Source organism: Mycobacterium aquaticum, from assembly GCF_002086485.1.
In the GTDB taxonomy this organism is placed as follows: domain Bacteria; phylum Actinomycetota; class Actinomycetes; order Mycobacteriales; family Mycobacteriaceae; genus Mycobacterium; species Mycobacterium aquaticum.
In genome coordinates this window covers 80226-104162 of sequence record NZ_MVHF01000027.1, presented here as the reverse complement: position 1 = coordinate 104162, position 23937 = coordinate 80226, and the positions used below count along the sequence as shown (strand labels likewise).

At 66.2% G+C, this 23937-nt stretch carries 29 protein-coding genes; 15 read left to right on the top strand and 14 right to left on the bottom strand.

Features of this window, described 5'->3' with window-relative positions; translation table 11 throughout:
* Both BST13_RS40440 and BST13_RS23700 read left to right on the top strand, forming a co-directional pair.
* Positions 1–156: hypothetical protein (locus tag BST13_RS40440; RefSeq protein WP_170064319.1), on the top strand; the 156-nt coding region annotated here is incomplete at its 5' end.
* Positions 157–249: 93 nt separating this feature from the next.
* Positions 250–552, top strand: coding sequence for a hypothetical protein (locus BST13_RS23700; protein ID WP_245839781.1), 303 nt, complete (start codon positions 250–252; stop codon positions 550–552).
* A 22-nt stretch (positions 553–574) separates the two neighbouring features.
* Here the strand turns inward: BST13_RS23700 and BST13_RS23695 are convergent, their stop codons facing one another.
* On the bottom strand, positions 575–1129 hold the full coding sequence (locus BST13_RS23695) for a CGNR zinc finger domain-containing protein (protein WP_083166442.1): 555 nt from the start codon (positions 1127–1129) through the stop codon (positions 575–577).
* A 79-nt stretch (positions 1130–1208) separates the two neighbouring features.
* Between BST13_RS23695 and BST13_RS23690 the strand changes: the two genes are divergently transcribed.
* From BST13_RS23690 to BST13_RS23670, 5 genes are all read left to right on the top strand, one after another.
* Positions 1209–2243: an EamA family transporter gene (locus tag BST13_RS23690; protein WP_083166441.1), complete on the top strand. Its 1035-nt coding sequence runs from the start codon at positions 1209–1211 to the stop codon at positions 2241–2243.
* Between the two features lie 25 nt (positions 2244–2268).
* Entirely contained in the window at positions 2269–2937 is a 669-nt protein-coding gene (locus BST13_RS23685; RefSeq protein ID WP_083166440.1) for a cutinase family protein, read from the top strand.
* A gap of 25 nt (positions 2938–2962) precedes the next feature.
* Complete coding sequence (locus BST13_RS23680; protein WP_083166439.1) at positions 2963–3625, top strand: cutinase family protein; 663 nt, start codon at positions 2963–2965, stop codon at positions 3623–3625.
* Between the two features lie 68 nt (positions 3626–3693).
* Positions 3694–4374: a cutinase family protein gene (locus BST13_RS23675; protein ID WP_425437042.1), complete on the top strand. Its 681-nt coding sequence runs from the start codon at positions 3694–3696 to the stop codon at positions 4372–4374.
* Between the two features lie 66 nt (positions 4375–4440).
* Positions 4441–5112 carry a cutinase family protein gene (locus tag BST13_RS23670; RefSeq protein ID WP_245839782.1) on the top strand — a complete coding sequence of 224 codons (672 nt, stop codon included), beginning with the start codon at positions 4441–4443 and terminating at the stop codon, positions 5110–5112.
* Positions 5113–5187: 75 nt separating this feature from the next.
* Here the strand turns inward: BST13_RS23670 and truA are convergent, their stop codons facing one another.
* From truA to infA, 8 genes are all read right to left on the bottom strand, one after another.
* A complete protein-coding gene (truA, locus tag BST13_RS23665) occupies positions 5188–6057 on the bottom strand; it encodes a tRNA pseudouridine(38-40) synthase TruA (protein ID WP_083166436.1) in 870 nt (289 codons plus the stop codon).
* Positions 6058–6070: 13 nt separating this feature from the next.
* On the bottom strand, positions 6071–6658 hold the full coding sequence (rplQ, locus tag BST13_RS23660) for a 50S ribosomal protein L17 (RefSeq protein WP_083166435.1): 588 nt from the start codon (positions 6656–6658) through the stop codon (positions 6071–6073).
* Positions 6659–6736: 78 nt separating this feature from the next.
* The gene (locus BST13_RS23655; RefSeq protein ID WP_018601783.1) at positions 6737–7789 is read right to left on the bottom strand and encodes a DNA-directed RNA polymerase subunit alpha; all 1053 of its coding nucleotides are present in this window, start codon (positions 7787–7789) and stop codon (positions 6737–6739) included.
* Between the two features lie 74 nt (positions 7790–7863).
* On the bottom strand, positions 7864–8469 hold the full coding sequence (gene rpsD / locus BST13_RS23650; protein WP_029368428.1) for a 30S ribosomal protein S4: 606 nt from the start codon (positions 8467–8469) through the stop codon (positions 7864–7866).
* A 21-nt stretch (positions 8470–8490) separates the two neighbouring features.
* On the bottom strand, positions 8491–8901 hold the full coding sequence (gene rpsK, locus BST13_RS23645) for a 30S ribosomal protein S11 (RefSeq protein ID WP_019972253.1): 411 nt from the start codon (positions 8899–8901) through the stop codon (positions 8491–8493).
* A gap of 3 nt (positions 8902–8904) precedes the next feature.
* Positions 8905–9279, bottom strand: coding sequence for a 30S ribosomal protein S13 (gene rpsM, locus BST13_RS23640; RefSeq protein ID WP_018601786.1), 375 nt, complete (start codon positions 9277–9279; stop codon positions 8905–8907).
* Positions 9280–9445: 166 nt separating this feature from the next.
* Complete coding sequence (gene rpmJ, locus BST13_RS23635) at positions 9446–9559, bottom strand: 50S ribosomal protein L36 (protein ID WP_003879483.1); 114 nt, start codon at positions 9557–9559, stop codon at positions 9446–9448.
* Between the two features lie 52 nt (positions 9560–9611).
* Positions 9612–9833 carry a translation initiation factor IF-1 gene (infA, locus tag BST13_RS23630; RefSeq protein WP_003418601.1) on the bottom strand — a complete coding sequence of 74 codons (222 nt, stop codon included), beginning with the start codon at positions 9831–9833 and terminating at the stop codon, positions 9612–9614.
* Positions 9834–10138: 305 nt separating this feature from the next.
* Between infA and BST13_RS23625 the strand changes: the two genes are divergently transcribed.
* From BST13_RS23625 to BST13_RS23610, 4 genes are read left to right on the top strand one after another with little or no spacing between them, the layout of a single operon-like run.
* Positions 10139–10636, top strand: a complete 498-nt coding sequence (locus tag BST13_RS23625) for an NfeD family membrane protein (RefSeq protein WP_083166434.1) — start codon at positions 10139–10141, stop codon at positions 10634–10636.
* Positions 10637–10657: 21 nt separating this feature from the next.
* Entirely contained in the window at positions 10658–12244 is a 1587-nt protein-coding gene (locus BST13_RS23620) for a flotillin family protein (RefSeq protein WP_083166433.1), read from the top strand.
* A 53-nt stretch (positions 12245–12297) separates the two neighbouring features.
* Positions 12298–13989 carry an NAD(P)/FAD-dependent oxidoreductase gene (locus tag BST13_RS23615; RefSeq protein WP_083166432.1) on the top strand — a complete coding sequence of 564 codons (1692 nt, stop codon included), beginning with the start codon at positions 12298–12300 and terminating at the stop codon, positions 13987–13989.
* 12 nt (positions 13990–14001) lie between these two features.
* The gene (locus tag BST13_RS23610; RefSeq protein WP_083166431.1) at positions 14002–15465 is read left to right on the top strand and encodes an ATP-binding protein; all 1464 of its coding nucleotides are present in this window, start codon (positions 14002–14004) and stop codon (positions 15463–15465) included.
* 19 nt (positions 15466–15484) lie between these two features.
* Here the strand turns inward: BST13_RS23610 and BST13_RS23605 are convergent, their stop codons facing one another.
* The 3 genes from BST13_RS23605 to BST13_RS23595 all read right to left on the bottom strand — a co-directional run bounded on the left by BST13_RS23605 (position 15485) and on the right by BST13_RS23595 (position 17904).
* The gene (locus BST13_RS23605; protein WP_083166430.1) at positions 15485–16171 is read right to left on the bottom strand and encodes a PH domain-containing protein; all 687 of its coding nucleotides are present in this window, start codon (positions 16169–16171) and stop codon (positions 15485–15487) included.
* Between the two features lie 80 nt (positions 16172–16251).
* Positions 16252–17436, bottom strand: coding sequence for a hypothetical protein (locus tag BST13_RS23600; RefSeq protein WP_245839780.1), 1185 nt, complete (start codon positions 17434–17436; stop codon positions 16252–16254).
* Positions 17437–17619: 183 nt separating this feature from the next.
* A complete protein-coding gene (locus BST13_RS23595; RefSeq protein WP_083166428.1) occupies positions 17620–17904 on the bottom strand; it encodes a WXG100 family type VII secretion target in 285 nt (94 codons plus the stop codon).
* A gap of 152 nt (positions 17905–18056) precedes the next feature.
* On the opposite strand from BST13_RS23595, the gene BST13_RS23590 reads away from it, so the two are divergent.
* From BST13_RS23590 to BST13_RS23575, 4 genes are read left to right on the top strand one after another with little or no spacing between them, the layout of a single operon-like run.
* Entirely contained in the window at positions 18057–18929 is an 873-nt protein-coding gene (locus tag BST13_RS23590; protein WP_083166427.1) for an LLM class F420-dependent oxidoreductase, read from the top strand.
* A 15-nt stretch (positions 18930–18944) separates the two neighbouring features.
* A complete protein-coding gene (locus BST13_RS23585; RefSeq protein ID WP_083166426.1) occupies positions 18945–19790 on the top strand; it encodes an LLM class F420-dependent oxidoreductase in 846 nt (281 codons plus the stop codon).
* Positions 19791–19815: 25 nt separating this feature from the next.
* Complete coding sequence (rfbB, locus tag BST13_RS23580; protein WP_083166425.1) at positions 19816–20805, top strand: dTDP-glucose 4,6-dehydratase; 990 nt, start codon at positions 19816–19818, stop codon at positions 20803–20805.
* Positions 20802–21401: a dTDP-4-dehydrorhamnose 3,5-epimerase family protein gene (locus tag BST13_RS23575; protein WP_083166424.1), complete on the top strand. Its 600-nt coding sequence runs from the start codon at positions 20802–20804 to the stop codon at positions 21399–21401. The genes rfbB and BST13_RS23575 overlap by 4 nt, the downstream gene beginning before the upstream one ends.
* On the opposite strand, the gene BST13_RS23570 is transcribed toward BST13_RS23575, so the two are convergent.
* The gene (locus BST13_RS23570) at positions 21398–22798 is read right to left on the bottom strand and encodes an APC family permease (RefSeq protein WP_083166423.1); all 1401 of its coding nucleotides are present in this window, start codon (positions 22796–22798) and stop codon (positions 21398–21400) included. The two genes, BST13_RS23575 and BST13_RS23570, sit on opposite strands and share 4 nt — an antisense overlap.
* On the bottom strand, positions 22795–23904 hold the full coding sequence (locus tag BST13_RS23565) for a DmpA family aminopeptidase (RefSeq protein ID WP_083166422.1): 1110 nt from the start codon (positions 23902–23904) through the stop codon (positions 22795–22797). The genes BST13_RS23570 and BST13_RS23565 overlap by 4 nt, the downstream gene beginning before the upstream one ends.
* Positions 23905–23937: the final 33 nt, after the last annotated feature.

Genomic DNA, 23937 nt, shown 5'->3' with positions numbered 1-23937 from the left:
CTCGGCTCCGGCGGCGCCCCCGGCACCGGCAGCTTCCTCTACGCCGACCCGGCCGTCGAACACGACGCCATCACCGAAGCCACGCACGCCTCCGAACGCAAAGCCCTCGCCGCCGTGCGCGAGCACCAGAGTCGCAACGGACATCGCGACGACTGAGCCCGCGGTGTAACCCCACTGCCTAACTCCTTTCGGAACCGCCTGCAGCACTTGGCAATCGCCGTGCTTCCGGGCCGACGAAAGGGATTCGGGGTGAGGACTTGGCTCAGTGCCGCTGCGATGGCGGCTGCCCTGCTCGCCGCAGCGGCACATACGGCGTCAGCAGATCCGTCGGCGTTCAACAACGGCTACGGCAACGCGCAGGACACCGTCAACGCGTTGCGCGCGCAAGGCTACGACGTGCAACTCAACGGGGCCGCGGTGTATCCGTTGAGCTCGTGCCGGGTCACCGGCATCGAAGGGCTGCGCAACTCCAATTCACAGCCGAACGGCAACCGGATCGATCCGACCGAGTCCGACACCGTCTACGTCGACATCTCCTGCCGCGGCGGCTGAGGACACCCACGAACCAGCACCTCTACTCCTCCTCGCGCTGCCGTTGGCGGTAGGCCGCGACGTGCTGGCGGTTGCCGCAGTTGCCGGTGTCACAGAAGATGCGCGAACGGTTGCGTGACAGGTCGGTCAGCACCGCAGTGCAGTCCGGGGCCGCACAGATCTTCAACCGCCTGAGCTCACCGCCGCGGATCAGGTCTGCGAGAGCCATCGCGATCTCGGCACCCATGCGCTGCCAGAGCGGGTCGTCGGCGGCGCCCAGGTGCAGATGCCAATCGGGGTTCTCCACGTGGCGGGTCAGCCATGGCGACGCCTTGGTCTCACCCAGCAGCGCGTTGACCCGCTGCACCGTCGCCTCCTCGTCGTCGGCAACGTCCCAGATGTCCCCTATCCGGGTCCGGAGTTGGTGCACTGCGTCCAGTTCGGCGTCGTTGCGGTCGCGGCGCCCCGTCCAACCGAACTCGTTCAGATACTGGTCCAGAGCGGCAAGGTCACCCAGCTGCTCGCCGTCCACCCGATCGCTGTTGACCAGCACCGCGGCGGCCCGGAGTGTGAGTTCCGTGTCATAAGTGAAAAGCATTTGACTCGTGACTCCTTTCCGCCGTACCGTCACTACCAAACGTCAGTTTACTCATGACACGCCCTCAGGAGGTGTACCCATGGCCACGGCAGCACTCGACCGCCCGAGCACCGAAAACCATTTTCGGCTCGGTCTGCTGTTCGCACTCGCTTCAGCACTGGCCTTCGGGTCCTCCGGTCCGTTCGCGAAAGCGCTGATCGAAGCGGGCTGGAGCCCCACCGGGGCTGTCACGGCGCGGCTCGCGGGCGGAGCTCTGGCGATGGCCATCTTCGCCAGCTTTGTGCGGCCCGGTTGGGTCGGCGAGTCCATCCGGCACGCCAAGACCGTCGTGGCCTACGGCCTGGTGCCGATCGCCGGCGCGCAGCTCTGCTATTACAACGCTGTCGCGCACCTCTCGGTCGGCGTGGCCCTTCTGCTCGAGTACACCGCTCCGATCCTTGTGGTCGGGTGGGTGTGGGCGACCACGCGTCGGCGCCCGAGTGCGATGACCTTCGCCGGCGTCGGTTTGGCCGTCGCCGGGATCATGCTCGTGCTCAACGTCTTCAGCGGTGCCCACATCAACATGATCGGCGTCAGCTGGGGGCTGGCCGCCGCAGTGTGTGCGGCCTGCTACTTCATGATGTCCAACCACGTGAGTACCGACGGCGAAGGCCTCAACCCCATCAGCCTGGCCGCAGGTGGCCTGATCATCGGCACCGCCGCCGTCGCGCTGCTCGGTGTCACCGGCGTGATGCCGCTGACCTTCACGGCGAACTCCGTCGTCATCGCGGGTTTCACCACGTCGTGGCTGGTGCCGGTGATCACGCTGGGCCTGATTCCGACGGCTCTTGCGTACACGCTCGGCATCTTCGGCGTCGCCCGCCTCAAGCCGCGGTTCGCGTCGCTGGTGGGCCTGTCCGAGGTGATGTTCGCGGTGCTCTCGGCCTGGATCCTGCTGGGTGAGGCCATGACCGTCAGCCAGGCCATCGGTGGCACCGTCGTCCTGCTCGGCCTGGCCCTGGCCCGCCAGGGAGACCGCAGCGAGCAGGCGGATCCCGAGTCCGTCGGCCAGGTCGAACTCGCGAGCTGGCCCGACATGCCGCTGCGGGAGACACCGGAACGGGCAAACGATTAGCCGCGGCTAACCATTTTGTGTGACGATGTCGTCCGTGAGTCTTCTTCGGAAGTCGGCCCGGGTGGCCGCGATCGTCTCAACGCTGGTCAGCGCGGCATTGCCGCTCGTCTTCTCGGCTCCCGCCGCAGCGGAACCGTGCTCCGACATCGAGGTCATCTTCGCCCGCGGCACCAACGATGCACCCGACCTCGGGCGCCCGGGACAGGCTTTTGCCGACGCGCTGCGCGCCCAGGTCGGGGGTCGCAGCGTGTCGACATACGGGGTGAACTATCCGGCCAGCTATGACTTCCTCACCGCGGCCGACGGCGCCAACGACGCTGCCAACCGCATCACGTCCCTGGCGGCGTCGTGCCCGTCGACCAAGATCGTGCTCGGCGGTTACTCGCAGGGTGCCGCGGTGGTCGACATGCTCGCCGGCATACCACCGCTGGGCAACAAGGTCGGCGAGATCGGCTCGGCACCGCCGCTGCCCAGCAGCCTGGTGCCGCAGATCGCGGCCGTGGTGGCATTCGGGAACCCGGCTGCCAAGTTCGGGAATCCGCTCACCTCATCAGTCTTCGGTGGCAAAGCCATCGATCTCTGCAAGGACGGCGACCCCATCTGCTCGCGCGGCCGGAACCCGTTCGCGCACAGCGACTATGTGACGGCAGGCCTGACGGATCAGGCCGCAAACTTCGTCGCGCGCATCGTCTAGCGACGCCCGGACGCTAGGATTTGGTGTGGCCATTGATCTTGTTCGTCGTTACGCTCCGCTCGTTGCCGCCGCAGCGCTGACCGCCGCCGCCGCAATCGTCACGCCGGTTCCGGCCGGCAACGTCGCCGTCGCTTCGGCCGACGACTGCCCTGACATCCAGGTGGTGTTCGCGCGCGGCACCAATGACAGTCCCGGCCTCGGCCGGATCGGCAGCGCGTTCGTCAGCTCACTGCGCGGCAAGGTGGGCGGGCGTTCGGTGGGCACCTACGCGGTGAACTATCCCGCCAGCTACGACTTCCTGGCCGCGGCCGACGGCGCCAACGACGCCAGCGGCCACGTCCAGTGGATGATGGACAACTGCCCCAACACCCGCCTGGTGCTCGGCGGCTACTCGCAGGGCGCCGCGGTCATCGACGTGATCTCCGCGGTCCCGTTCCCGGCGGTCGGATTCAATGCGCCCCTGCCACCCAACGCTCCGGACCACATCGCTGCCGTCGCGGTGTTCGGCAATCCGTCCGCCAAGCTCGGTCTGCCGATGACGGCCAGCGCGGTGTACGGTTCGCGCGCCATCGACCTGTGTAATCCGAACGATCCGGTGTGCACCGATGGCAACAGCGTCGAGGCGCACCGCGCCTATGACGGTGGCCCGGTCAACCAGGCTGCGAGCTTCGTCGCAGGTCTGGTGTAGTCCTCGCCACATAAGCTCCGCAGGCGTCAATTCGCTCGGCTAGCATCGCTTAGGTGGTCAAACTTTCCATCGGTCGGCGGGTCAGGCGATGGTTGAGTGTGGCAGCGGTGGCGTTGGCAGCACCGACGCTACCGGTCCTCACGTCAGCTGTTCCTGGCGCCGACGTGCTTGCGGTCGCCTCGGCGGCGCCGTGCCCCGACGTCGAAGTGGTCTTCGCCCGTGGGCGTACCGAACCAGCCGGGGTCGGCACTCTCGGGAATGCGTTCGTCAATGCTCTGCGCTCGCGGGTCAACAAGAACATCGGCGTCTACGCCGTCCGCTACCCCGCGGACACCGAGGTCGACATCGGCGCCAATGACATGAGCGGTCATGTCCAGTACATGATCGGCAACTGCCCGAACACCCGACTGGTCCTCGGTGGCTATTCGCTGGGCGCCGCCGTCACCGATGTCGTTCTGGCCGTGCCGTTCACGGCGTTCGGGTTCAAGAACCCGCTCCCGGCCGACGCGGACGGTCACATCGCCGCGGTGGCCTTGTTCGGCAACGGCGCAGGCTGGGTCGGCCCGATCACCAACTTCAACCCGGCCTACCGGGACCGCACGATCGAGTTGTGCCATGGCGCAGACCCGATCTGCAATCCCGCCGATCCGAACACCTGGAAGAACAACTGGCCCGATCATCTCGCCGGGGCGTACATCGACGGCGGGATGGTCAACCAGGCAGCGGACTTCGTGGCGGGTCGGCTCTGAGGTCGACGACTTCGTCGCCGGATCGTTGCCGGACCGGCACCTATTCTCGACGGGTTCGTCAATACCATCGAATGCGTGATTGGCCGTCGGATGTTGGCCGCGCTGATCACCGCCCTGACCGCCGTCGTGGTGCCAATGACGGTGGCGCCGAACATGATTGGCGCCGCAAAGGCCGCCACGTGCCCTCCGGCGGAGGTGGTGTTTGCCCGCGGCCGCATGGAGCCCCCAGGGCCCGGGCAGGTCGGCGCTGCGTTCGTCAACGCGCTGCGCGCCCTGCGTGGTCCCAATATCAGCCTGTATCCGGTCAATTACCCGGCCGACACCCAGGTCGACATGGGCGCCAACGACATGAGCCGTCACATCCAGTGGATGACCCGCAATTGCCCCAACACGCGGCTCGTGCTGGGTGGCTACTCGCTGGGTGCCGCGGCGACCGATCTGGTACTCGCGGTACCTATTTCGGCATTCACCTTCAACAGCCCACTGCCCGCAGGCACCGATCGGCACGTCGCGGCGGTGGCACTGTTCGGTAACGGGTCCAACTGGGCGGTGCCGATCACGGCGTTGAGTCCGGCCTACCGGAATCGCACCATCGACCTCTGCCACTCCGACGACCCGGTCTGCAATCCGAGCAGTCCGTACAAGTGGCGGTCCGAATGGCAGGACCATCTGGCGCCCGGCTACATCCGTTCGGGCATGGTGGCCCAGGCCGCCAGATTCGTCTCCGCGCGGCTCTGACCCGCCGACACTACGGTTGTTCGCGACATTCTGGCGCTCTCGCACCAAAAACCGTCGTCTCGGCGAGCACAGCGCTCAGAGCGTGCGCAGGTCCCGTGTCACGGCGATCCGGGCGGCCAGCTGATCGTCGGGCGGATAGTCCACGCCCACCAACGTCAGTCCCCTCGCAGGCGCGGCGGCGAACTCGCTGGACCTGCGATCAACGCCCAAAAGCCCGGCGATCCAGGCCGGTTCACGACGGCCCTCCCCCACGACCAGCAGCGCCCCGACCAGTGAGCGGACCATGTTCCAGCAGAACGCGTCGGCGGTGACATGTGCCGTCACCAGATCGCCGTGGCGTTCCCAGGACAGGCGCTGCAGATCGCGGATCGTCGTCGCACCCTCACGGAACCGGCAGAACGCGGCGAAGTCCTGCAGCCCCAACAACTCCTGCGACGCCGCGGTCATGGCATCCAGGTCCAGCGGCCGTGACCACGGGGTGACGAACCGGGCCTGCTGCGGGTCCACGCCCCACGGTGCCAGGGACAGCCGGTATTCGTAGTGTCGGCGCAACGCCGAGAATCGGGCGTCGAAACCGGCTGGTGCACGGACGATCTGGCGCACCCGCACATCCGTCGGCAGGAATCGCGACAATCGTCGTACCAGCGGCAGGAATTCGGGCTCGCCGGGACGCGGTGTGCGCGGATACGCGAAACCCAGTGCGTCACCGGGTACGTCGACGTGCGCGACCTGTCCTGTGGCGTGTACGCCGGTATCGGTGCGCCCGGCCGTCACCAACCGGACCGGCTCGCGGAACACCGTCGACAGCGTCTCCTCGAGCACGCCGGCCACGGTGCGCTGCCCGGCTTGCGGCGCCCACCCGGCGAATTCGGTGCCGTCGTAGGCGATGTCGAGACGAAGACGGACCAAAGAAACATGCCCGCCATCGGATTCGATGGCGGGCATGTCGCGAACGTCCTCAGGACTTGGCTTCGTCAGCCTCATCCTTGGTGTCTTCAGCTTCGGCGGCCTCAGCCGTCTGAGCGTCGGCGATGGCCTCGTCAGCGGCCTCGGCCTCATTGGCCGGGGTCTCCTCGGCCAATGCAGCCTCGTCGGCCTCGACGACCTCGGCCTCTTCAGCCTTGGCGTCAGCAGCCTTGGCCTGCGATGCGGCGGCACGGCGGGCGCGGTCGGCCTCGGAGGTCACGGTCTTCTCCCGCACCAGCTCGATGACCGCCATGGGAGCGTTGTCGCCCTTGCGGTTCTCGACCTTGATGATGCGGGTGTAGCCACCGTTGCGGTCGGCGAAGAAGGGAGCGATCTCGGCGAACAGGACGTGCACGACGTCCTTGTCACGGATCTTCTTCATGACCTCACGCCGGTTGTGCAGGTTGCCCTTCTTGGCGTGGGTGATGAGCTTCTCCGCGTAGGGCCGCAACGCCCGCGCCTTGGGCTCGGTCGTCTTGATGCGACCGTGCTCGAACAGCGACGTGGCCAGGTTGGCCAGAATCGCCTTCTGGTGAGAGGACGACCCGCCGAGGCGGGCACCCTTGGTGGGCTTGGGCATTGCGACTATCTCCTAAATGGGGCCGGTCCCCGTATCAGGTAGGACCGGGACGGATAAAGCTGGGCGGGAAAAGCCCGGTTAGAGCTGTTCGGTTTCGGCGAAGTCCTGGTCGGTGTCCAGGTCGTAGCCGGCATCGCTGGTCCAGGTTCCGGTTGCGGCGTCGTAACCGGCGACCTCGGACGGATCGAAGGTGGCCGGGCTGTCCTTGAGCGAGAGACCCAGCTGGTGCAGCTTGATCTTCACCTCGTCGATGGACTTCTGGCCGAAGTTGCGGATGTCCAGCAGATCGGACTCCGTGCGGGCCACCAACTCACCCACGGTGTGCACACCCTCGCGCTTGAGGCAGTTGTACGAACGCACCGTCAGATCCAGATCGTCGATCGGCAGGGCGAACGACGCGATGTGGTCGGCCTCGGCGGGCGACGGCCCGATTTCGATGCCTTCCGCCTCGACGTTGAGTTCGCGCGCCAGACCGAACAGCTCGACCAGGGTCTTGCCTGCCGACGCCAGGGCGTCCCGCGGGCTGATCGAGTTCTTGGTCTCGACATCGAGGATCAGCTTGTCGAAGTCGGTGCGCTGCTCGACACGGGTGGCCTCGACCTTGTAGGTCACCTTCAGCACAGGGCTGTAGATGGAGTCGACCGGGATACGGCCGATCTCGGCACCCGAGGCCTTGTTCTGCACGGCCGGGACGTAACCGCGGCCACGCTCGACGACGAGCTCGACCTCCAGCTTGCCCTTGTCGTTGAGGGTGGCGATGTGCATGTCGGGGTTGTGCACCGTCACACCGGCCGGCGGCACGATGTCACCGGCGGTGACCGCACCCGGCCCCTGCTTGCGCAGGTACATGGTGACCGGCTCATCCTCTTCCGAGGACACGACCAGGCCCTTGAGGTTCAGGATGATGTCGGTGACGTCTTCCTTCACTCCGGGGACGGTGGTGAACTCGTGCAGCACACCATCGATGCGGATGCTGGTCACCGCTGCGCCCGGGATGGACGACAGCAGCGTGCGCCGCAGCGAGTTGCCGAGGGTGTAACCGAAACCGGGCTCCAGCGGTTCGATGACGAACTTGGACCGGTTCTCGGCAACGGTCTCTTCGGACAGTGTCGGCCGCTGAGAAATCAGCATTGTTTCTATCTCCTTCTCGGCACCCACTATTTGATGCCGTCTGGGTGTCGCTCAGCCGGTTGGCTGCGCGACCGTTACTTCGAGTAGAACTCGACGATGAGCTGCTCTGCGAGCGGCACCTGGATCTGCGCCCGCTCGGGGAGCTGGTGGACCAGGATGCGCTGGCGCTCGCCGACGACCTGCAGCCAGGACGGGATCGGCCGCTCGCCTGCGGTCTCGCGAGAGATGATGAACGGGTCGGTGTTCAGCGACTTGTCCCGCACGTCGATGATGTCGTACTGCGACACCCGGTAGCTCGGGATGTTCACCTTGACACCGTTGACGGTGAAGTGGCCGTGGCTGACCAGCTGACGCGCCATCCGGCGGGTACGGGCGAGCCCGGCCCGGTAGATGACGTTGTCCAGCCGGCTCTCCAGGATCTGGAGCAGGTTCTCGCCAGTCTTACCCGACTTGCGGTTGGCCTCTTCGTAGTACTTGCGGAACTGCTTCTCCAGCACGCCGTAGGTGAAGCGAGCCTTCTGCTTCTCCTGCAGCTGGGTGCGGTATTCGCTCTCCTTGATCCGCGCACGGCCGTGCTGGCCGGGCGGGTAGGGGCGCTTCTCGAACGACTGATCTCCGCCGACCAGGTCGACGCCGAGGCGGCGCGACTTGCGGGTCGCGGGTCCGGTGTAACGAGCCATGAGTCTGTTTCCTCCCTAGACCTAGACCCGGCGCCGCTTGGGCGGGCGGCAGCCGTTGTGCGGCTGCGGGGTGACGTCGGAAATGGCGCCCACCTCCAGGCCGGCAGCCTGCAGCGAGCGGATGGCGGTCTCGCGACCCGAACCCGGGCCCTTGACGAACACGTCGACCTTCTTCACGCCGTGCTCCTGCGCCTTGCGGGCGGCGTTCTCGGCGGCCAGCTGTGCGGCGAACGGCGTCGACTTACGCGACCCCTTGAAGCCGACGTGACCCGACGATGCCCAGGCGATGACGTTGCCCTGCGGATCGGTGATCGACACGATGGTGTTGTTGAACGTGCTCTTGATGTGAGCGGCGCCGTGCGGGACGTTCTTCTTTTCCCTGCGACGGGTCTTCACGCCCTTCTTGGGAGCGCCTGCCTTCTTCGGTGGCATGGGTTACCTGGCCTTCTTCTTGCCGGCGATGGTGCGCTTGGGGCCCTTGCGGGTACGCGCATTGGTCTTGGTCCGCTGGCCACGCACCGGCAGACCGCGGCGGTGCCGCAGGCCCTGGTAGCAGCCGATCTCGATCTTGCGACGAATGTCGGCCTGCACCTCGCGGCGCAGGTCACCCTCAACCTTGAGGTTGCCTTCGATGTAGTCACGCAGCACGGTCACCTGATCGTCGGTGAGGTCCTTGGTGCGCATGTTCCGGTCGATTCCGGTCGCGTCCAGGATTTCCTGGGAGCGGGTACGGCCGATGCCGTAGATGTAGGTCAGCGCGATCTCCATGCGCTTGTCGCGCGGAAGATCAACGCCCACGAGCCTTGCCATGTGGCGGTATTCCTTCTTCTGGCGGAGGTCTGTTCCCAGTCCGTTCCCCGTCTATCGGGGTCCGGCCTCCGTGCCGGACGTGGATGAACGGCCCAATCTCTAAAGATTCCAGCCGTTCAGTGGTACTGGGAGGTCTGCATTCAGTTGTGGGTACTGCTCGGGCGTTCTAGCCCTGCCGCTGCTTGTGCCGCGGGTCGGAGCAGATCACCATGACCCGCCCGTGCCGGCGGATCACCCTGCACTTGTCGCAGATCGGCTTGACGCTCGGGTTCACCTTCACGGCTTCGCGATCCTGTCTCTCGTTCTTGTCTGGTGGAACTTGTTGGGGGCGGTTACTTGTACCGGTACACAATGCGACCCCGGGACAGGTCGTAGGGAGAGAGCTCCACCACGACGCGGTCCTCGGGCAGGATGCGGATGTAGTGCTGCCGCATCTTGCCGCTGATGTGGGCCAGGACCTTGTGTCCGTTCTCCAGCTCAATGCGGAACATCGCATTGGGCAGGGGTTCGACCACGCGACCCTCGACCTCGATGGCACCGTCTTTCTTGGCCATACTGTCTAGCGATCCTTGCTTTCGTTTCGTATCGTGCGCCCGTGGCACCGCCACACGACCGACTGAAAACGTGAGCTGGATCGTAAGAACTCCTAAAAGTTCCAGGACAGGGCACGCAGAGAGTCGGCGCGGAAGCCGCACCGTTGGTCCACACTACCCGCTCTCGGGGCTGCACCAAAATCATGGCTGGCCAGCGACGCCCGGCCCAGAAAATTGTGCGTGGTAGCAGCGCGCCACAGGCGACAATAGTCACCAGTGATCCGCACCGCCCGTGGTGCTGACCCCGTGCCTTCGGAGACGCCCACATGACGGCTGTGTACCTGGCGGCGTTCGTCGTCGGCGGTGTCGCGCTCCTGGCCGCACTGCTGCTGGCCGATATCGGTCACGGCGACGGCATGCCCTTCATCAACCTGACCGCGCTGTCGGTCGCGCTGCTCGGCGCGGGCACCGGCGGGCTGATCGGCTCGTGGACGCATCTGGGCACCTTCGGCACCGCGGTGACCGCCGCGGCTTTTGCCGTGGTGCTGGTGTTCGTGTTCAACGGCCTGTTACTGCCCTACATGCGCCGTCAGCAGTCCAATTCCCACAAGGGCCGGTCGTCCTACATCGGCCTGCTCGGCACCGTCACGCTCGAAGTCCCGGCGGGCGGATGGGGCGAGGTGTCCTTCGTCGACGCCGACGGCAACCGCGTGTTCTCCCGGGCCAAGAGCGACGAGCCCGCCGCACTCCCCAAATCGACCCGGGTCTACATCGCCGATATCGACCCCGACTACGTGCACGTCATCGCTGTACCCGAGCACTGAACTCCGAGAAAGGCCGTCACAGTGTCCCTGCTGGTCATCGTCATCGTCGCCGCCATCGCCGCGATCCTCATCCTGGTGGTGCTGCCGATGGTGTACGTCAAGAACTACATCAAGGTGCCACCCAACGAGGTGGCCGTATTCACCGGCCGAGGGGCACCGAAGGTCGTGCGCGGCGGCGCCCGGTTCCGGATGCCCGGCATCGAACGCGTCGACATCATGAGCCTGGAGCCGTTCAACGTCAGCATCAACCTGCAGAACGCCCTGTCCAACAACGGCGTCCCGGTCAACGTGGAAGCTGTCGGGCTGGTCCGGATCGGCTCGGCCGACGAAGCCGTGCAGACCGCGGTGCAGCGCTTCCTGACCTCCGATCTGGACGGACTGCAGCGCCAGATCAACGACATCCTGGCCGGCAGCCTGCGCGGTATCACCGCCACCATGACGGTCGAAGACCTCAACTCCAACCGCGACACACTGGCCCGCAGCGTGGTCGAGGAGGCCGGTGGTGACCTCGCGCGCATCGGCATGGAGGTCGATGTGCTCAAGATCGCGGGCATCTCGGACAAGAACGGCTACCTGGAGTCGCTGGGCCAGCGTCGGATCGCCGAGGTCAAGCGCGACGCCGCGGTCGGCACCGCCGAGGCGGAGCGGGACGCGCAGATCCAGTCGGCCAAGGCGCGGCAGGCCGGTGCGGTGGCGCAGGCCGAGGCCGACACCGCGATCGCGTCCGCCAACCAGAAGCGTGACGTCGAACTCGCCCGCCTGCGCGCGCAGACCGAGGCCGAGAACGCGCAGGCCGACCAGGCCGGTCCGCTGGCCCACGCCCGCGCCGAGAAGGACGTGGGCATCGCCATCGAGCAGGCCGAGGCAGCGCGCGTGCAGGCACGCATCGAGGTGGAGCAACGGCGCAGCGAGCAGGCGCAGGCCGCGTTGCAGGCCGACGTGATCGCCCCCGCCGAGGCGCAGAAGCGGGCCGATGTGGCGCGCGCCGAGGGCCAGCGTCAGGCGGCGATCCTCGCCGCGGAAGCCAGCGCCGAGGCGCAGCGACGGGCCGGGCAGGCACAGGCCGATGCCCGTAAGGCCGCCGCCGACGCGCTGCGCGTCGAGCAGCAGGCCGAGGCCGACAGCATGCAGGCCAAGCTGGTCGCCGAGGCCGCGGGCAAGAAGGAACTCGCCGACGCGCTGCGCGTCGAACAGCAGGCCGAGGCGGCCGGTATCGAGGCCAAGTTGGTCGCCGAGGCGACCGGTAAGAAGGAGATCGCGGCCGCCCTGAACAGCTACAACGCCGAGGCCGCACGGATGCTGATGCTGCCCGACATCCTGGCGTCCATGGTCAAGGCCACCGAGGCCGCGGCCAGGCCGCTCGGCGACATCGATCGGCTGTCGATCATCGGCGGCTCGGGCGATGCGCAGGATGCCATCGGCGGCATCCTCGGCATCAGCCCGCTGGCGGTGGCCAAGATCGTCGAGTCACTCAAATCGTCCGGCATCGACCTGCCGTCGATGCTCAACCGAATCGAGGGTGAGCAGCCCGCCGCGGGTCGCATCGACGGAGCGGCGCGGCCCGCGGCGTCGTCCGACGGTGAGGTTGCCGCATCCCGCACGGAGTAGCCGCCGACCTAGCCGAGAAAATCGCTGGCAGCGGGGCGCATAATTGGAGCGATATGACTGGACCCGCGCCCGCGCCCCGTAAGCCAGTGATCCTCACCGTCGACGACGATCCCGCCGTCTCCCGTGCTGTCGCGCGCGATCTGCGCCGCCACTACGGCGAGCGGTACCGGATCATGCGTGCCGAGTCTGGTCTGGATGCCCTGGAGACCCTGCATGAGCTGAAGCTGCGCGGTGACACCGTCGCAGTGTTCGTGGCGGACTACCGCATGCCACAGATGAGCGGTATCGAGTTCCTGGAGTCGGCCATGGATCTCTACCCGATGGCCCGCCGCGTGCTGCTGACGGCCTACGCCGACACCACCGCGGCCATCGACGCCATCAACGTCGTCGACCTGGACCATTACCTGCTCAAGCCGTGGGATCCGCCCGAGGAGAAGCTCTACCCCGTCATCGACGGGTTGCTGGAAGCCTGGCACGCCGTCGGCGACCGGGCCATCCCGCACACCAAGGTGATCGGCCACCAGTGGAGCGCCCGGTCCTGGGAGGTCCGCCAGTTCCTGGCCCGCAACCAGCACACGTATCGGGCGTTCACGTCCGACGAGCCCAAGGGCAGGCAGCTGCTCGAGGCCGCGGGCCTCGACGGTCGGCAGCTTCCCGTGGTCATCACCGAGGGAGGTCAGACCCTGGTCGAGCCTTCCGACGGTGAACTCGCCGACATGCTGGGCCTGTCCACCAGCCCGTCGTTGACGATGTACGACCTGGCTGTGATCGGTGGTGGCCCGGCCGGGCTGGCCGCGGCGGTCTACGGCGCGTCTGAAGGGCTCAAGACCGTCTTGATCGAGGGCACCACGACCGGTGGCCAGGCTGGGCGCAGCTCCCGTATCGAGAACTACCTGGGCTTCCCCACCGGGGTGTCAGGCGCCGAGCTGGCCACTTCGGCCCGCAGGCAGGCCGAGCGCTTCGGCGCCGAGGTCATCACCACCCGCGAGGCCACCGCGCTCGACGTGGCCGGGGCCGCACGCACCATCACCTTCGCCGACGGCGACACCATCGGCGCCCGGGCGGTGATCCTGGCCACCGGCGTCGAGTATCGGCAGCTGCCGGTGCCGGGCTGCTGGGACGACCCGATGAACCCGCTCAACTACGTCGGCCGCGGCGTCTACTACGGCGCCTCGGTCTCACAGGCCTCGGAGTGCCAGGGTGAGGACGTCTACATCGTGGGCGGCGCCAACTCGGCCGGGCAGGCGGCTATGTTCATGTCCCGCGAGGCCAAGTCGGTGACGCTGCTGGTCCGTGGGCCGTCGCTGGAAGCCTCGATGTCCTACTACCTGATCCAGCAGATCGAGCAGACCCCCAACATCCACGTCCGCACCTGTACCGAGGTGGTCGAGGCGATCGGCGAGGATGACCACCTCGTCGGCCTGGTGCTGCAGGACAAGCGCACCGGCGAGCGGGAAGAAGTGGCCTCGACGCGGATGTGCTGCTTCATCGGCGCCACTCCGCGCACCGAATGGCTCGACGGCGTGGTGGCCCGCGACGACCACGGCTTCATCCTGGCCGGCCCCGACCTGCGCGATGTCTGCGGCTGGACGTTGGAACGTCCTCCCCATCACCTGGAAACAAGTGTGCCCGGTGTGTTTGTTGCAGGTGATGTGCGTGCAGAATCCGCCAAACGGGTGGCGGCCGCCGTCGGCGAAGGGTCGATGGCGGTCATGTTGGTGCACCGTTATCTGGCGGAGGCCTGAGGAATGACAACGATGGGTGAAGGCTGCGTGCGCGAAGAACTGCGGACCCTGTTCCTGTTCGAATCTCTGAGCGACGAACAACTCGACATCCTGTGCGCCAACGGTCATATCGCGACGTTCGAGCCGGGCCCGGTCTGCACCGAGGGCGAGCCCGCCACGTGCTTCTACGTGATGATCGAGGGCGAGCTCGTGATGACGATGAAGTCGGGCGGCATCGACATCGAGACCAACCGGACCTCGATGCGCGGGGTCTACTGCGGTGCCTGGTCGGCGTACATCCCCGGTGAGCAGCCGGTATACGAGGCATCCGTTCGGGTGACCAAGCCGTCCCGGTTCTTCGTCCTGGACGCCAAGGCCTACGCCGACTTCATGCGCACCGAATTCCCGATGGCAGTACACCTCTTGGAGGGCCACAAGGTCGGTGGCCTCCGGCGCCGCCAGATCATCGGCCAGCGGGAGAAACTGCTTGCGCTCGGCCAACTTTCGGCCGGCCTGACCCATCAGCTCAACAATCCCGCCGCGGCGACCGCGCGCGCGGTGGCGGACCTGCGCGACCGGGTCAGCAAGATGCGCCACAAGCTGGCGATGCTCGGCGACGGGCACGTCCCGCCCGCGGCACTGCGTGAGCTGGTCAGCATCCAGGACCGGGTGGCCGAGCAGATCGCCAAGCACAAGGCACAGGATCTGACCGCGCTGGAGGCCTCCGACCGTGAGGAGCAGATCGGCGAGTGGCTCGAGGAGCGCGGAATCACCAGTGCCTGGGATTACGCGCCGACGTTCGTCGACGCCGGACTGGACATCGACTGGTTCGAGAGTGTCGCGGCGTCACTCGACGACGTCGACGCCACCGCATCGTTCATGAGCGCGATCGGCTGGCTGCGCTACACCATCGAGACCGAACTGCTGATGAACCAGATCGCCGAGGCCAGCAAGCGGATTTCTGCGCTGCTGGCCGGCGCCAAGCAGTACTCGCAGATGGACCGCGCGCCGTACCAGAGCGCCGACATCCACGAGCTGCTGCACAGCACACTGATGATGTTCGGCGACCGGATCGGCAAGGAAAGCAAGGGCGTTCGAGTCGTCAAGGACTGGGACAAGTCGCTGCCCGAGCTGGCCTGCTATCCGGGTGACCTCAACCAGGTGTGGACCAACATCATCGACAACGCGATCCAGGCGATGAACGGCGAAGGCACGCTGACGGTACGTACCGGCCGCGAAGGCGATCTGGTCAAAGTGGAGATCTGCGACGACGGCCCCGGCATTCCCGCCGACATCATCGAACGCATCTTCACGCCGTTCTTCACCACGAAGCCGTTCGGCGAGGGCACCGGGCTGGGGCTCGACCTGGCATGGCGGATCGTCGTCGAGAAGCACAGCGGTGACCTCCGGGTGCAGTCCGAGCCGGGCAACACCCGGTTCATCGTGCTGCTGCCGTTGGAGGCACCCGCCCCCGAAGACCTGCCTGCCCCGGCCTGACCCGGGCAAGCGGTGAGAATCACCGGACTTCGACGTCGAAGTTCTCGGAACGCAGACGGTCGACTGCACGGGAATCGGTGAGCTCGCCGCGATCAGATGGATGGCGCCAATAGTGCCGGACCATCCAGTACAGGGCGGTGCCCCGAGGGACATAGATGTCGGCACCGTCGATGATTTCTTCGGTGTCGTCACTCAAACGCAGGACGATCGCTTTGCGGGTTCTCTTCGTTTCAGTGCTGTCGCTTATTTCGACAATGTCTGTCCACTCGACGTATTTCGTGGCCACGATATTCGCGACATCGATCCCGGCTGGGGTGAGCTTTACGTAGCCAATTCCGCCGCGGCGCCAGGCACTGACCAATGCCAGAATCGCCACGACGACTCCTGATGCAAGCAACATCGGGGAGAAAATCCGCATGCCACGCGATATCGGAATGTCCAGATCACCCGTTGGCACGAATCGGACAAATAGCAAACCACTCACTATGAACGACACCATGCCGACGTAGCAGAAAATGCAGAACCATCGGCCCGGACGCAGGCTCGTCCCGGAGCTGTCAACGGTCGTACGCACGGTCGACCGTCCGAACACCGGTATCACGAGCGACGCCACAATCAACAGCGGCGAAACGGTGACGCCGATCATCACCGTTCCAGTCAGATAGTCACCCCGACTTGCCGCCGCCAGGCCCCACCAGAACGGCACCGAAAGTGCGATGACGAATCCTGCACTTACCCACCCAAGAGGCGCATCACCGTTGCGCCAACCAGGGGGTGTAGGGAGTTTTAGTACGGACACAGTACGTTCCCGAGGAACTTCCCCACATCAGCGCCACCGAAAGCTCCGAACACTGCGCCCGCGGTGGTGAGCACGGGAACGCCCACTGGCGCAAAGGGACCGGTGGCAGCGCCGGCCAAAGCACCCAACTCGGCGCCGCCCCATCCTCCTCCGCCGCCCGTTGCAGCGACGACCGCGGCAATACAGCGATCCCGACCGGTATCTGCCATAGCCATATCGAAAACCGCAGTGGCAATAACCAGGGAGGGACCACCTACACGGGCAGCCTTGCCGAAGCTCTCCAGAGACTCCGCCGTCAACATCGGCAGACGCCCACCATGACTGACATGCTTCTCGAAACCGGACAGGCCACCACCGGCATAGGTAGAGATCCGGTCGATCAACTCAACCGGCACTGCCGAGTGCCTGCCGGTCGCGGTTGTGAATCCCGCGTTGACCCGCCCCTCCGGGTCCATAGACATCGTGAAATTCGAACCGTCCGGGAAAGTAGTAGATGTGAAATCACAATTGCTGCCGAGATCATGCCACGAACTGGTCCGTGACGTGCTATTTCCACGCTTGTCGAACTCCTCGACGGTGACGTAGTTCGTCCGGCTCGGTGTGTCCATGAACTTGTGCTTGGTACCGACCTGCTTACTTCCATCCTGGTGAATAACCGTGGTCACCTCTTCGCCATGTTCGTTGACCGACTCGATAGTTTCACGGACCGCGGTTGCCTCATCACCGGCACGTATCGCTTCTTGACCGATAATCCCCATCGGGTCCTTCGGATTCGGGACTTGGTCCCGCGGTCGCTGGGGCGCCGGTATGTCGAACGGCGACGACGAAGGTCCCGCTTCGACGAACCCGTGATCCCGGCCTGCGGCGACAACCGCGTTGGCCGTGCTGTCGTCGGCGTCGCCAACCGCCGTCAGCAGCCCGTTGATGGCGGCCTGTTCCTCACGTGCCAAGGCTTGAAGCTTGGCGAACTCCTCTTCCGACATGACTACCGGGTCGACAAGAACGACCCATTGGTCGGTGACATTCAATGGTCCGTGATCGACCTCCGCGGCCTTGTTGAGCAGCGCATTGCGTGCCGGAGCGATAGTTCCGCTGCCGTTCTTCAAGGCCGCGGCAATAGCGTTCGCGTACGCGGAGAACTTCAGCGTCTGGCGGCGAGCCCGTCCGAACATTGCCTCTGCCGCTTCGTGAGAGCGGCCAGACCAACCTCTGGCCTCAGGCATTCGCTGGCAAGCATCATCCACGCCAGTCACGGCATCTGCGACCGACGCGGCGCTCGCAGTGATCGTGCTTGCCGACGCCGTCAGAGAATCCGGGTTCCAACCTTGCAGTGTGGTGCGGTTCGGCAACATCAGCTAGAAGAACCCGTCGAACTGGCCGGCCAGCGTGTTGTCGGCAACTTCGAACCGGTCGCCGGCCCCACGGACCGCCGTTCCGATCTTGGTGACGTTCTGTGCGAGTTGGTTTGCGACACCGGTGAAATGTTCGCCCACGGTATGAGCTGCCCATTGAGTGGTCGAGCTCGCCAAACCATCAGCTGATGTCGACACCTTCGACCCCACGTCGGCGCGACCGATCACCGCGGCTGCAGAATCCACCTGTCCGGCAAGGGCCCGCAACAGTTCTGGGTTAACTAACACATCTCCCCCTCGAGCAACAACGAATCACCTCGATCCTGACACACAGCAATCTCCCAGGAATGCAGCAGTTTCAACCTGCCGCGTCGGCCACCGGTGGGAATCACCCTGAGTTTTTCGGAATAGCGGTCGGGCGACGGCGGGTTGACCCGACCATGACTGACATCACGGGCACCAAACCTGACCTCGGTAGTTTCGGCGTTTTCGGGCACTACTCGCAGTTCCAGCCGCTGTCGGCAGAACAGTTGCAGGAGATCGAGGCCCTCGGCTACGGCGCGATCTGGGCGGGTGGGTCTCCGCCTGCCGAACTGGACTGGGTCGACCCGATTCTGGAGAAGACCACCAACCTGCAGGTCGCGACGGGCATCGTCAACATCTGGACGGCCGACGCCGGGGCGGTCGCGGACTCCTTCCATCGCATCGAGGCGGCCTACCCGGGCCGGTTCCTGCTGGGCATCGGGGTCGGCCACCGCGAGGCCATCGGTGAATACCGCAAACCGCTCGACGCCCTCACCGATTATCTGGACAAGCTCGATGAGCACGGCGTTCCGCGGCACCGCCGCGTGGTCGCCGCGCTCGGCCCCAAGGTGCTGCAGTTGTCGGCTGAGCGGTCGGCCGGTGCCCACCCGTACCTGACCACGCCCGAGCACACCGCGCAGGCCCGCGAGATCATCGGGCCCGACGCGCTTCTCGCGCCGGAGCACAAGGTGGTGTTGACCGACGGATCCGAAGAGGGCACCGAAAGGGCCCGCGCGGCCGGCCGCAAGGCGCTCGATCTCTATCTCGGACTGACCAACTACCTCAACAACTTCAAGCGACTGGGCTTCACCGATGCCGATCTGGCCAAGCCGGGCAGCGATGCGTTCATCGACGCCGTGGTCGCCCACGGCACCGTCGACGCGGTGGCGGCGCGCCTCAAGCAACACCGCGAGGCCGGCGCTGACCACGTGCCCGTGCAGGTTCTCACCTCGCCCGACAAACTGGTACCGGCACTTGCCGAACTTGCCGGGCCGCTGGGCCTCAAGTAATCGAAAGGGACGCGAATGAGCTTGAACCTTGGCCGTTTTGGGGTGTGGACGTTCGGTGCACCGAAGCCCGAGCAGGCTGCCGAGATCGAGAAGCTGGGCTACGGCGCCATCTGGCCGGGCGGCTCTCCTGCCGCTGACCTCGCGTTCGTCGAACCGATCCTGGCCGCGACCGACACACTGCAGGTGGCCACCGGCATCGTCAACGTGTGGACCGCTCCGGCCGCGCAGGTGGCCGAGTCGTATCACCGCATCGAGGCGGCGCACCCTGGCCGGTTCATCCTCGGCATCGGCATCGGCCATCCCGAGCACACCCAGGAGTACCGCAAGCCCTACGACGTGCTGGTCGAGTACCTCGATGCGCTCGATGAGCAGGGCGTACCGAAGGAGCGGCGCGTGGTGGCGGCGCTGGGTCCCAAGGTGCTGAAGCTGGCCGCCGACCGCAGTGCCGGCGCGCATCCGTACCTGACGACGCCCGAGCACACCGCGCAGGCCCGCGAGCTCATCGGCCCTGGGGTGTTTCTCGCACCCGAGCACAAGGTCGTGCTGACCGACGGATCCGAGCAGCAGGCCGAGGCAGCCCGGGCGGTCGGCCGCGAAACCGTCGATTTCTATCTGAATCTCAGCAACTACCTGAACAACTGGCGACGGTTGGGATTCAGCGAGGATGACATCGCCAAGCCCGGCAGCAACCGTCTCATCGATGCGGTCGTCGCTCACGGCACGCCCGATGACGTTGCGGCGCGTTTGCGGCAACACCTCGACGAGGGCGCCGACCATGTGGCGATCCAGGTGCTCGGCGGATGGGACAAGTTGCTTCCGACGCTGACGGAGCTGGCCGGCCCGCTGGGCCTGAAAGGCTGATCGGACAGCCCGTTAGAGTTGACCCATGCGGTTGCTGGTCACCGGGGGTGCCGGGTTCATCGGTGCGAATTTCGTGCAGGACGCCGTCCGTGACGGCGCGTCAGTGACGGTGCTGGACGCGCTCACGTATGCGGGCAGTCGGGAGTCACTGGCGCCGGTGGCCGACCGGATCCGCTTGGTCGAGGGCGATGTGTGCGACGCGGCGTTGGTGTCGAGCCTGACGGCCGACGCCGACGCCGTGGTGCACTTCGCGGCCGAAACGCATGTGGACAATGCACTGGCCGACCCGGCTCCCTTCGTGCAGTCCAACGTCGTCGGCACCTTCACCGTGCTGGAGGCGGTGCGCCGGCACGGGGTGCGGCTGCACCACATCTCCACCGACGAGGTGTACGGCGACCTGCCGCTCGACGATCCGGCCCGGTTCACCGAGAACACGCCCTACAACCCGTCGAGCCCCTACTCGTCGACCAAGGCCGCCGCCGATCTGCTGGTGCGCGCCTGGGTGCGGTCCTACGGCGTACGTGCGACGCTGTCGAACTGCTCCAACAACTACGGCCCGTACCAGCACGTCGAGAAGTTCATCCCGCGCCAGATCACCAACGTGCTGACCAGGCGGCGGCCCAAGCTGTACGGCGCGGGCGCCAATGTCCGCGACTGGATCCACGTCGACGATCACAACGCCGCGGTGCGCCGGATCCTGGCCGACGGCCGGGCCGGACAGACCTACCTGATCGGCGCGCAGTGCGAGCAGAACAACCTGACCGTGATGCGCACGCTGCTGCGGTTGATGGGCCGTGACCCCGACGATTTCGACCACGTCACCGACCGCGCAGGACACGACCTCCGGTACGCCATCGACCCGTCGACACTCACCGACGAGCTGGGCTGGAAACCCGTGCACACCGACTTCGAGGACGGTCTACGCGACACCATCGACTGGTACCGCGCCAACGAATCCTGGTGGGGCCCACTCAAAGAACAGGTCGAGGCGAACTACCAGGAGCGCGGCCAGTGACCGCACGGGAACTCAAGGTCCCCGGGGCGTGGGAGCTCACCCCCAAGCTGCACGGTGATTCCCGAGGGATGTTTTTCGAGTGGTTCACCGACTCGGGTTTCACCGGTTTCGCCGGGCACAAGTTCGATCTGCGCCAGGCCAACTGCTCGGTGTCGGCGGCCGGGGTGCTGCGGGGTGTGCATTTCGCGGAACTGCCGCCGAGTCAGGCCAAATACGTGACGTGCGTGCGTGGTTCGGTGTTCGACGTCGTGGTCGACATTCGCGTCGGCTCCCCCACCTACGGGCAGTGGGATTCCGTACTGCTCGACGACCGCGACCGTCGGTCGGTCTACCTCTCCGAGGGTCTGGGTCACGCTTTCCTTGCGCTGGAAGATGATTCGACCGTGATGTATCTGTGCTCGGCGCCGTATTCGCCGGAGCGGGAGCACACCATCCTGGCCACCGATCTGGGCATCGACTGGCCGGAGGGCCACGAACTGGTGATCTCCGAGCGCGACGCCGCGGCGCCCACCCTCGAAGAGGTGCGCGCCGCGGGCCTGCTGCCGACGTGGGAGGACACCCGCGCCTTCGTCGATGAGTTGCGCAACGAGTCCTAGCTGCGCCGCAGCAGCGCACCACCCACGAGACCCAGGAACGGGATCGCCGCGAGGATGGCGCTGAGCGTCGCGCTGCCACCGGTGACGAGGGTGAAATTCGTCAGGACCAGCCACAGGCTGCCCAGCAGACCTGCACACGCCAGCGCCGGTGCGATGCGCGTCTGCCAGGTGCGGCCCGCGGCGTCGGCGCGGTGGCGGGCGAAGTAGACCAGTACCGCCACCGAGGTGGTGAGCATCAGCAGCACCATCCCGACCGTCGCCACACCGGCCATCGAGCCGAACACACCGACCAGCGGGTCGACCCCGAGCGCGGCGAGGATGCCGACGATGACTGCGGCCGTGACCGTCTGCACCACCGAGGACACCGCGGGCGAGCCGTGCGACGAGTGCACGGTCGCCAACCGGTTGGGCAGCAACCCTTTTCGGGCCAGCGCGAACTGGTAGCGGGCGATCACGTTGTGGAAGGACAGCACGCAGGCGAACAGGCTGGTCAGCAGCAACACATTGACGACGTCGCGGCCGATCCTGCCGAGGTTGGCATCGGTGGTGTCCAGCAGCATGTTGGCGTCACCGGCCAGGGTGCGCTGGGCGGTTTCGGCGACCTGGTCGGGACCGATCGCGACGACGAACGCCCAGCACGTGATCGCGTAGAAGCCGCCGATGAGCAACACCGCCGCATAGGTGGCCCGCGGTATGGTGCGTTCGGGGTTGCGGGCCTCGTCGCGGAACACCGCCGTCGCCTCGAAACCGATGAAACCCGTCAGTGCGAACAACACCGCGATGCCCAGCGCGCCGTGGGTGAAGACACCCGGGGTGAACGATGCGAACGTCACCCCGGCGGGACCTGGCTTGGCGACGATCACCAGATCCAGCACCACGACCACGCTGATCTCGAGCACCAGCGCCACCCCGAGCACCTTGGCGCTGAGGTCGATATGGCGGTACCCGAGCAGCGCCACGATCGCGAGTATCACGAACGAATAAGCAGGCCAAGGTATTTGCGGTCCCCCGTAGAACCGCACGGTATCGCCGATGGCCCAGCCGATATAGCCGTAGATACCTACCTGGATCGCGGTGTAGGCGATCAACGCGACAGCGGCGATGCCGCTTCCCGGCCGGTTACCCAGCCCGAGCGTCACATATGAGAAAAACGCGCCCGCCTCGGGCACGTACGGCGTCATCGCCACGAAGCCGACGCTGAACACCAGCAGAACCGCTGCGGCGATGAGGAATCCGACCGGTGCGCCCGCACCGTTGCCGAGCCCCATTGCCAGCGGCATGTTGCCGCCGATGACGGTCAGCGGGGCGGCGGCCGCGACCACCATGAACACCACTCCGACCGGACCGAGCCTCCCGTGCAGCCGGCGGTCTGCAGTCGTTTCAGTGTTGGTACTCATTGCCCCTCCAGGAGAAGTGCGTGGCGAAACATCTTGTGGTCCAATGCATGTGCGGTACGACCGCCGCGCCCCGTGAGGGTGTCCGCCGCGACGAGACAGTTCAGGATCGCTTCTTCGGTGGCCTCGATCACGAGGTCGAAAAGCCGGGTCATCAGTCGTGGGGCCACCATGCGCAGCCCGATTTCGGGGTGCTCGGTATCGGGATCCTCGTCCCAGGCGTACGGCGGGATGCCGCGATTGCCGGTGGCGAAGGCCAGCATCAGATCACCGCTGTACTGCTCCCCGGCCCCACCGAGCCTGCCGACCGCGAGCGAGGAGCGTTGGGCCAGCCGCGTGCACTGGTGCGGCAACAGAGGTGCGTCGGTCGCGACGATGACGATGATGGAGCCCGATCCGGGAGCGTAGGCCAGCGGCATCTCCGGCAGCGGCACGCTGCCGGGGCCGATCAGCTCTCCCACCGCAACGCCGTTGACCCGCAGCCGTTCTCGACGACCGTGGTTGGCCTGGACCAGAACACCCACGGTGTAGCGACCCGCAGCGGTGTCGGTGATGCGCGATGAGGTGCCGATGCCGCCCTTGAAACCGTGGCAGATCATGCCGGTGCCGCCGCCGACGTTGCCCTCGGCAACCGGCCCGTCGGACGCCGAGGCCAGCGCGGCGTGGACATGTTCGGCCCGCACGTGATGGCCGTTGATGTCGTTGAGCAGCCCGTCGTAGGTCTCACCGACCACGGGCAGCGACCAGTAGAGGCCGTCACCTCGGGCCTGCACCTGCGCGTCGACCAGCGCGTCCCGCACCACGCCGACGCTGTGGGTGTTGGTGAGGGCGACGGCGGTGGTCAGCTCGCCGGACTCGCGCACCCATTCCAGGCCGGTGAGTTCGCCGCTGCCGTTGAGCCGGTGGGTACCGGCGAACACGGGCTCGTCCCAGATGCCGGTATGCGGGACGACGACCGTCACACCGGTGTTGATCTCAGGCGACGGCTGAATCGTGGTGTGCCCGATGCGCACACCGGGCACATCGGTGATGGCGTTGCACGGGCCGGTCGGGTTATCGCCGACAACGATGCCCAGGTCGCGGGCACGCGGACGCGAGCGGTCGGCCATCTCTGGATGGGTGGGGTGATCGGACATTCAACC

What these genes read in the sequence shown, in the direction of transcription:
- BST13_RS23695 (WP_083166442.1), bottom strand. Translation starts at nt 1,129, where the DNA reads ATGCTTTTCACTTATGACACGGAACTCACACTCCGGGCCGCCGCGGTG.
- BST13_RS23690 (WP_083166441.1), top strand. Translation starts at nt 1,209, where the DNA reads ATGGCCACGGCAGCACTCGACCGCCCGAGCACCGAAAACCATTTTCGG.
- BST13_RS23685 (WP_083166440.1), top strand. Translation starts at nt 2,269, where the DNA reads ATGTCGTCCGTGAGTCTTCTTCGGAAGTCGGCCCGGGTGGCCGCGATC.
- truA (WP_083166436.1), bottom strand. Translation starts at nt 6,057, where the DNA reads ATGCCCGCCATCGAATCCGATGGCGGGCATGTTTCTTTGGTCCGTCTT.
- rplQ (WP_083166435.1), bottom strand. Translation starts at nt 6,658, where the DNA reads ATGCCCAAGCCCACCAAGGGTGCCCGCCTCGGCGGGTCGTCCTCTCAC.
- BST13_RS23655 (WP_018601783.1), bottom strand. Translation starts at nt 7,789, where the DNA reads ATGCTGATTTCTCAGCGGCCGACACTGTCCGAAGAGACCGTTGCCGAG.
- rpsD (WP_029368428.1), bottom strand. Translation starts at nt 8,469, where the DNA reads ATGGCTCGTTACACCGGACCCGCGACCCGCAAGTCGCGCCGCCTCGGC.
- rpsK (WP_019972253.1), bottom strand. Translation starts at nt 8,901, where the DNA reads ATGCCACCGAAGAAGGCAGGCGCTCCCAAGAAGGGCGTGAAGACCCGT.
- rpsM (WP_018601786.1), bottom strand. Translation starts at nt 9,279, where the DNA reads ATGGCAAGGCTCGTGGGCGTTGATCTTCCGCGCGACAAGCGCATGGAG.
- infA (WP_003418601.1), bottom strand. Translation starts at nt 9,833, where the DNA reads ATGGCCAAGAAAGACGGTGCCATCGAGGTCGAGGGTCGCGTGGTCGAA.
- BST13_RS23625 (WP_083166434.1), top strand. Translation starts at nt 10,139, where the DNA reads ATGACGGCTGTGTACCTGGCGGCGTTCGTCGTCGGCGGTGTCGCGCTC.
- BST13_RS23615 (WP_083166432.1), top strand. Translation starts at nt 12,298, where the DNA reads ATGACTGGACCCGCGCCCGCGCCCCGTAAGCCAGTGATCCTCACCGTC.
- BST13_RS23610 (WP_083166431.1), top strand. Translation starts at nt 14,002, where the DNA reads ATGGGTGAAGGCTGCGTGCGCGAAGAACTGCGGACCCTGTTCCTGTTC.
- BST13_RS23600 (WP_245839780.1), bottom strand. Translation starts at nt 17,436, where the DNA reads ATGTTCGGACGGGCTCGCCGCCAGACGCTGAAGTTCTCCGCGTACGCG.
- BST13_RS23590 (WP_083166427.1), top strand. Translation starts at nt 18,057, where the DNA reads ATGACTGACATCACGGGCACCAAACCTGACCTCGGTAGTTTCGGCGTT.
- BST13_RS23585 (WP_083166426.1), top strand. Translation starts at nt 18,945, where the DNA reads ATGAGCTTGAACCTTGGCCGTTTTGGGGTGTGGACGTTCGGTGCACCG.
- rfbB (WP_083166425.1), top strand. Translation starts at nt 19,816, where the DNA reads ATGCGGTTGCTGGTCACCGGGGGTGCCGGGTTCATCGGTGCGAATTTC.
- BST13_RS23570 (WP_083166423.1), bottom strand. Translation starts at nt 22,798, where the DNA reads ATGAGTACCAACACTGAAACGACTGCAGACCGCCGGCTGCACGGGAGG.
- BST13_RS23565 (WP_083166422.1), bottom strand. Translation starts at nt 23,904, where the DNA reads ATGGCCGACCGCTCGCGTCCGCGTGCCCGCGACCTGGGCATCGTTGTC.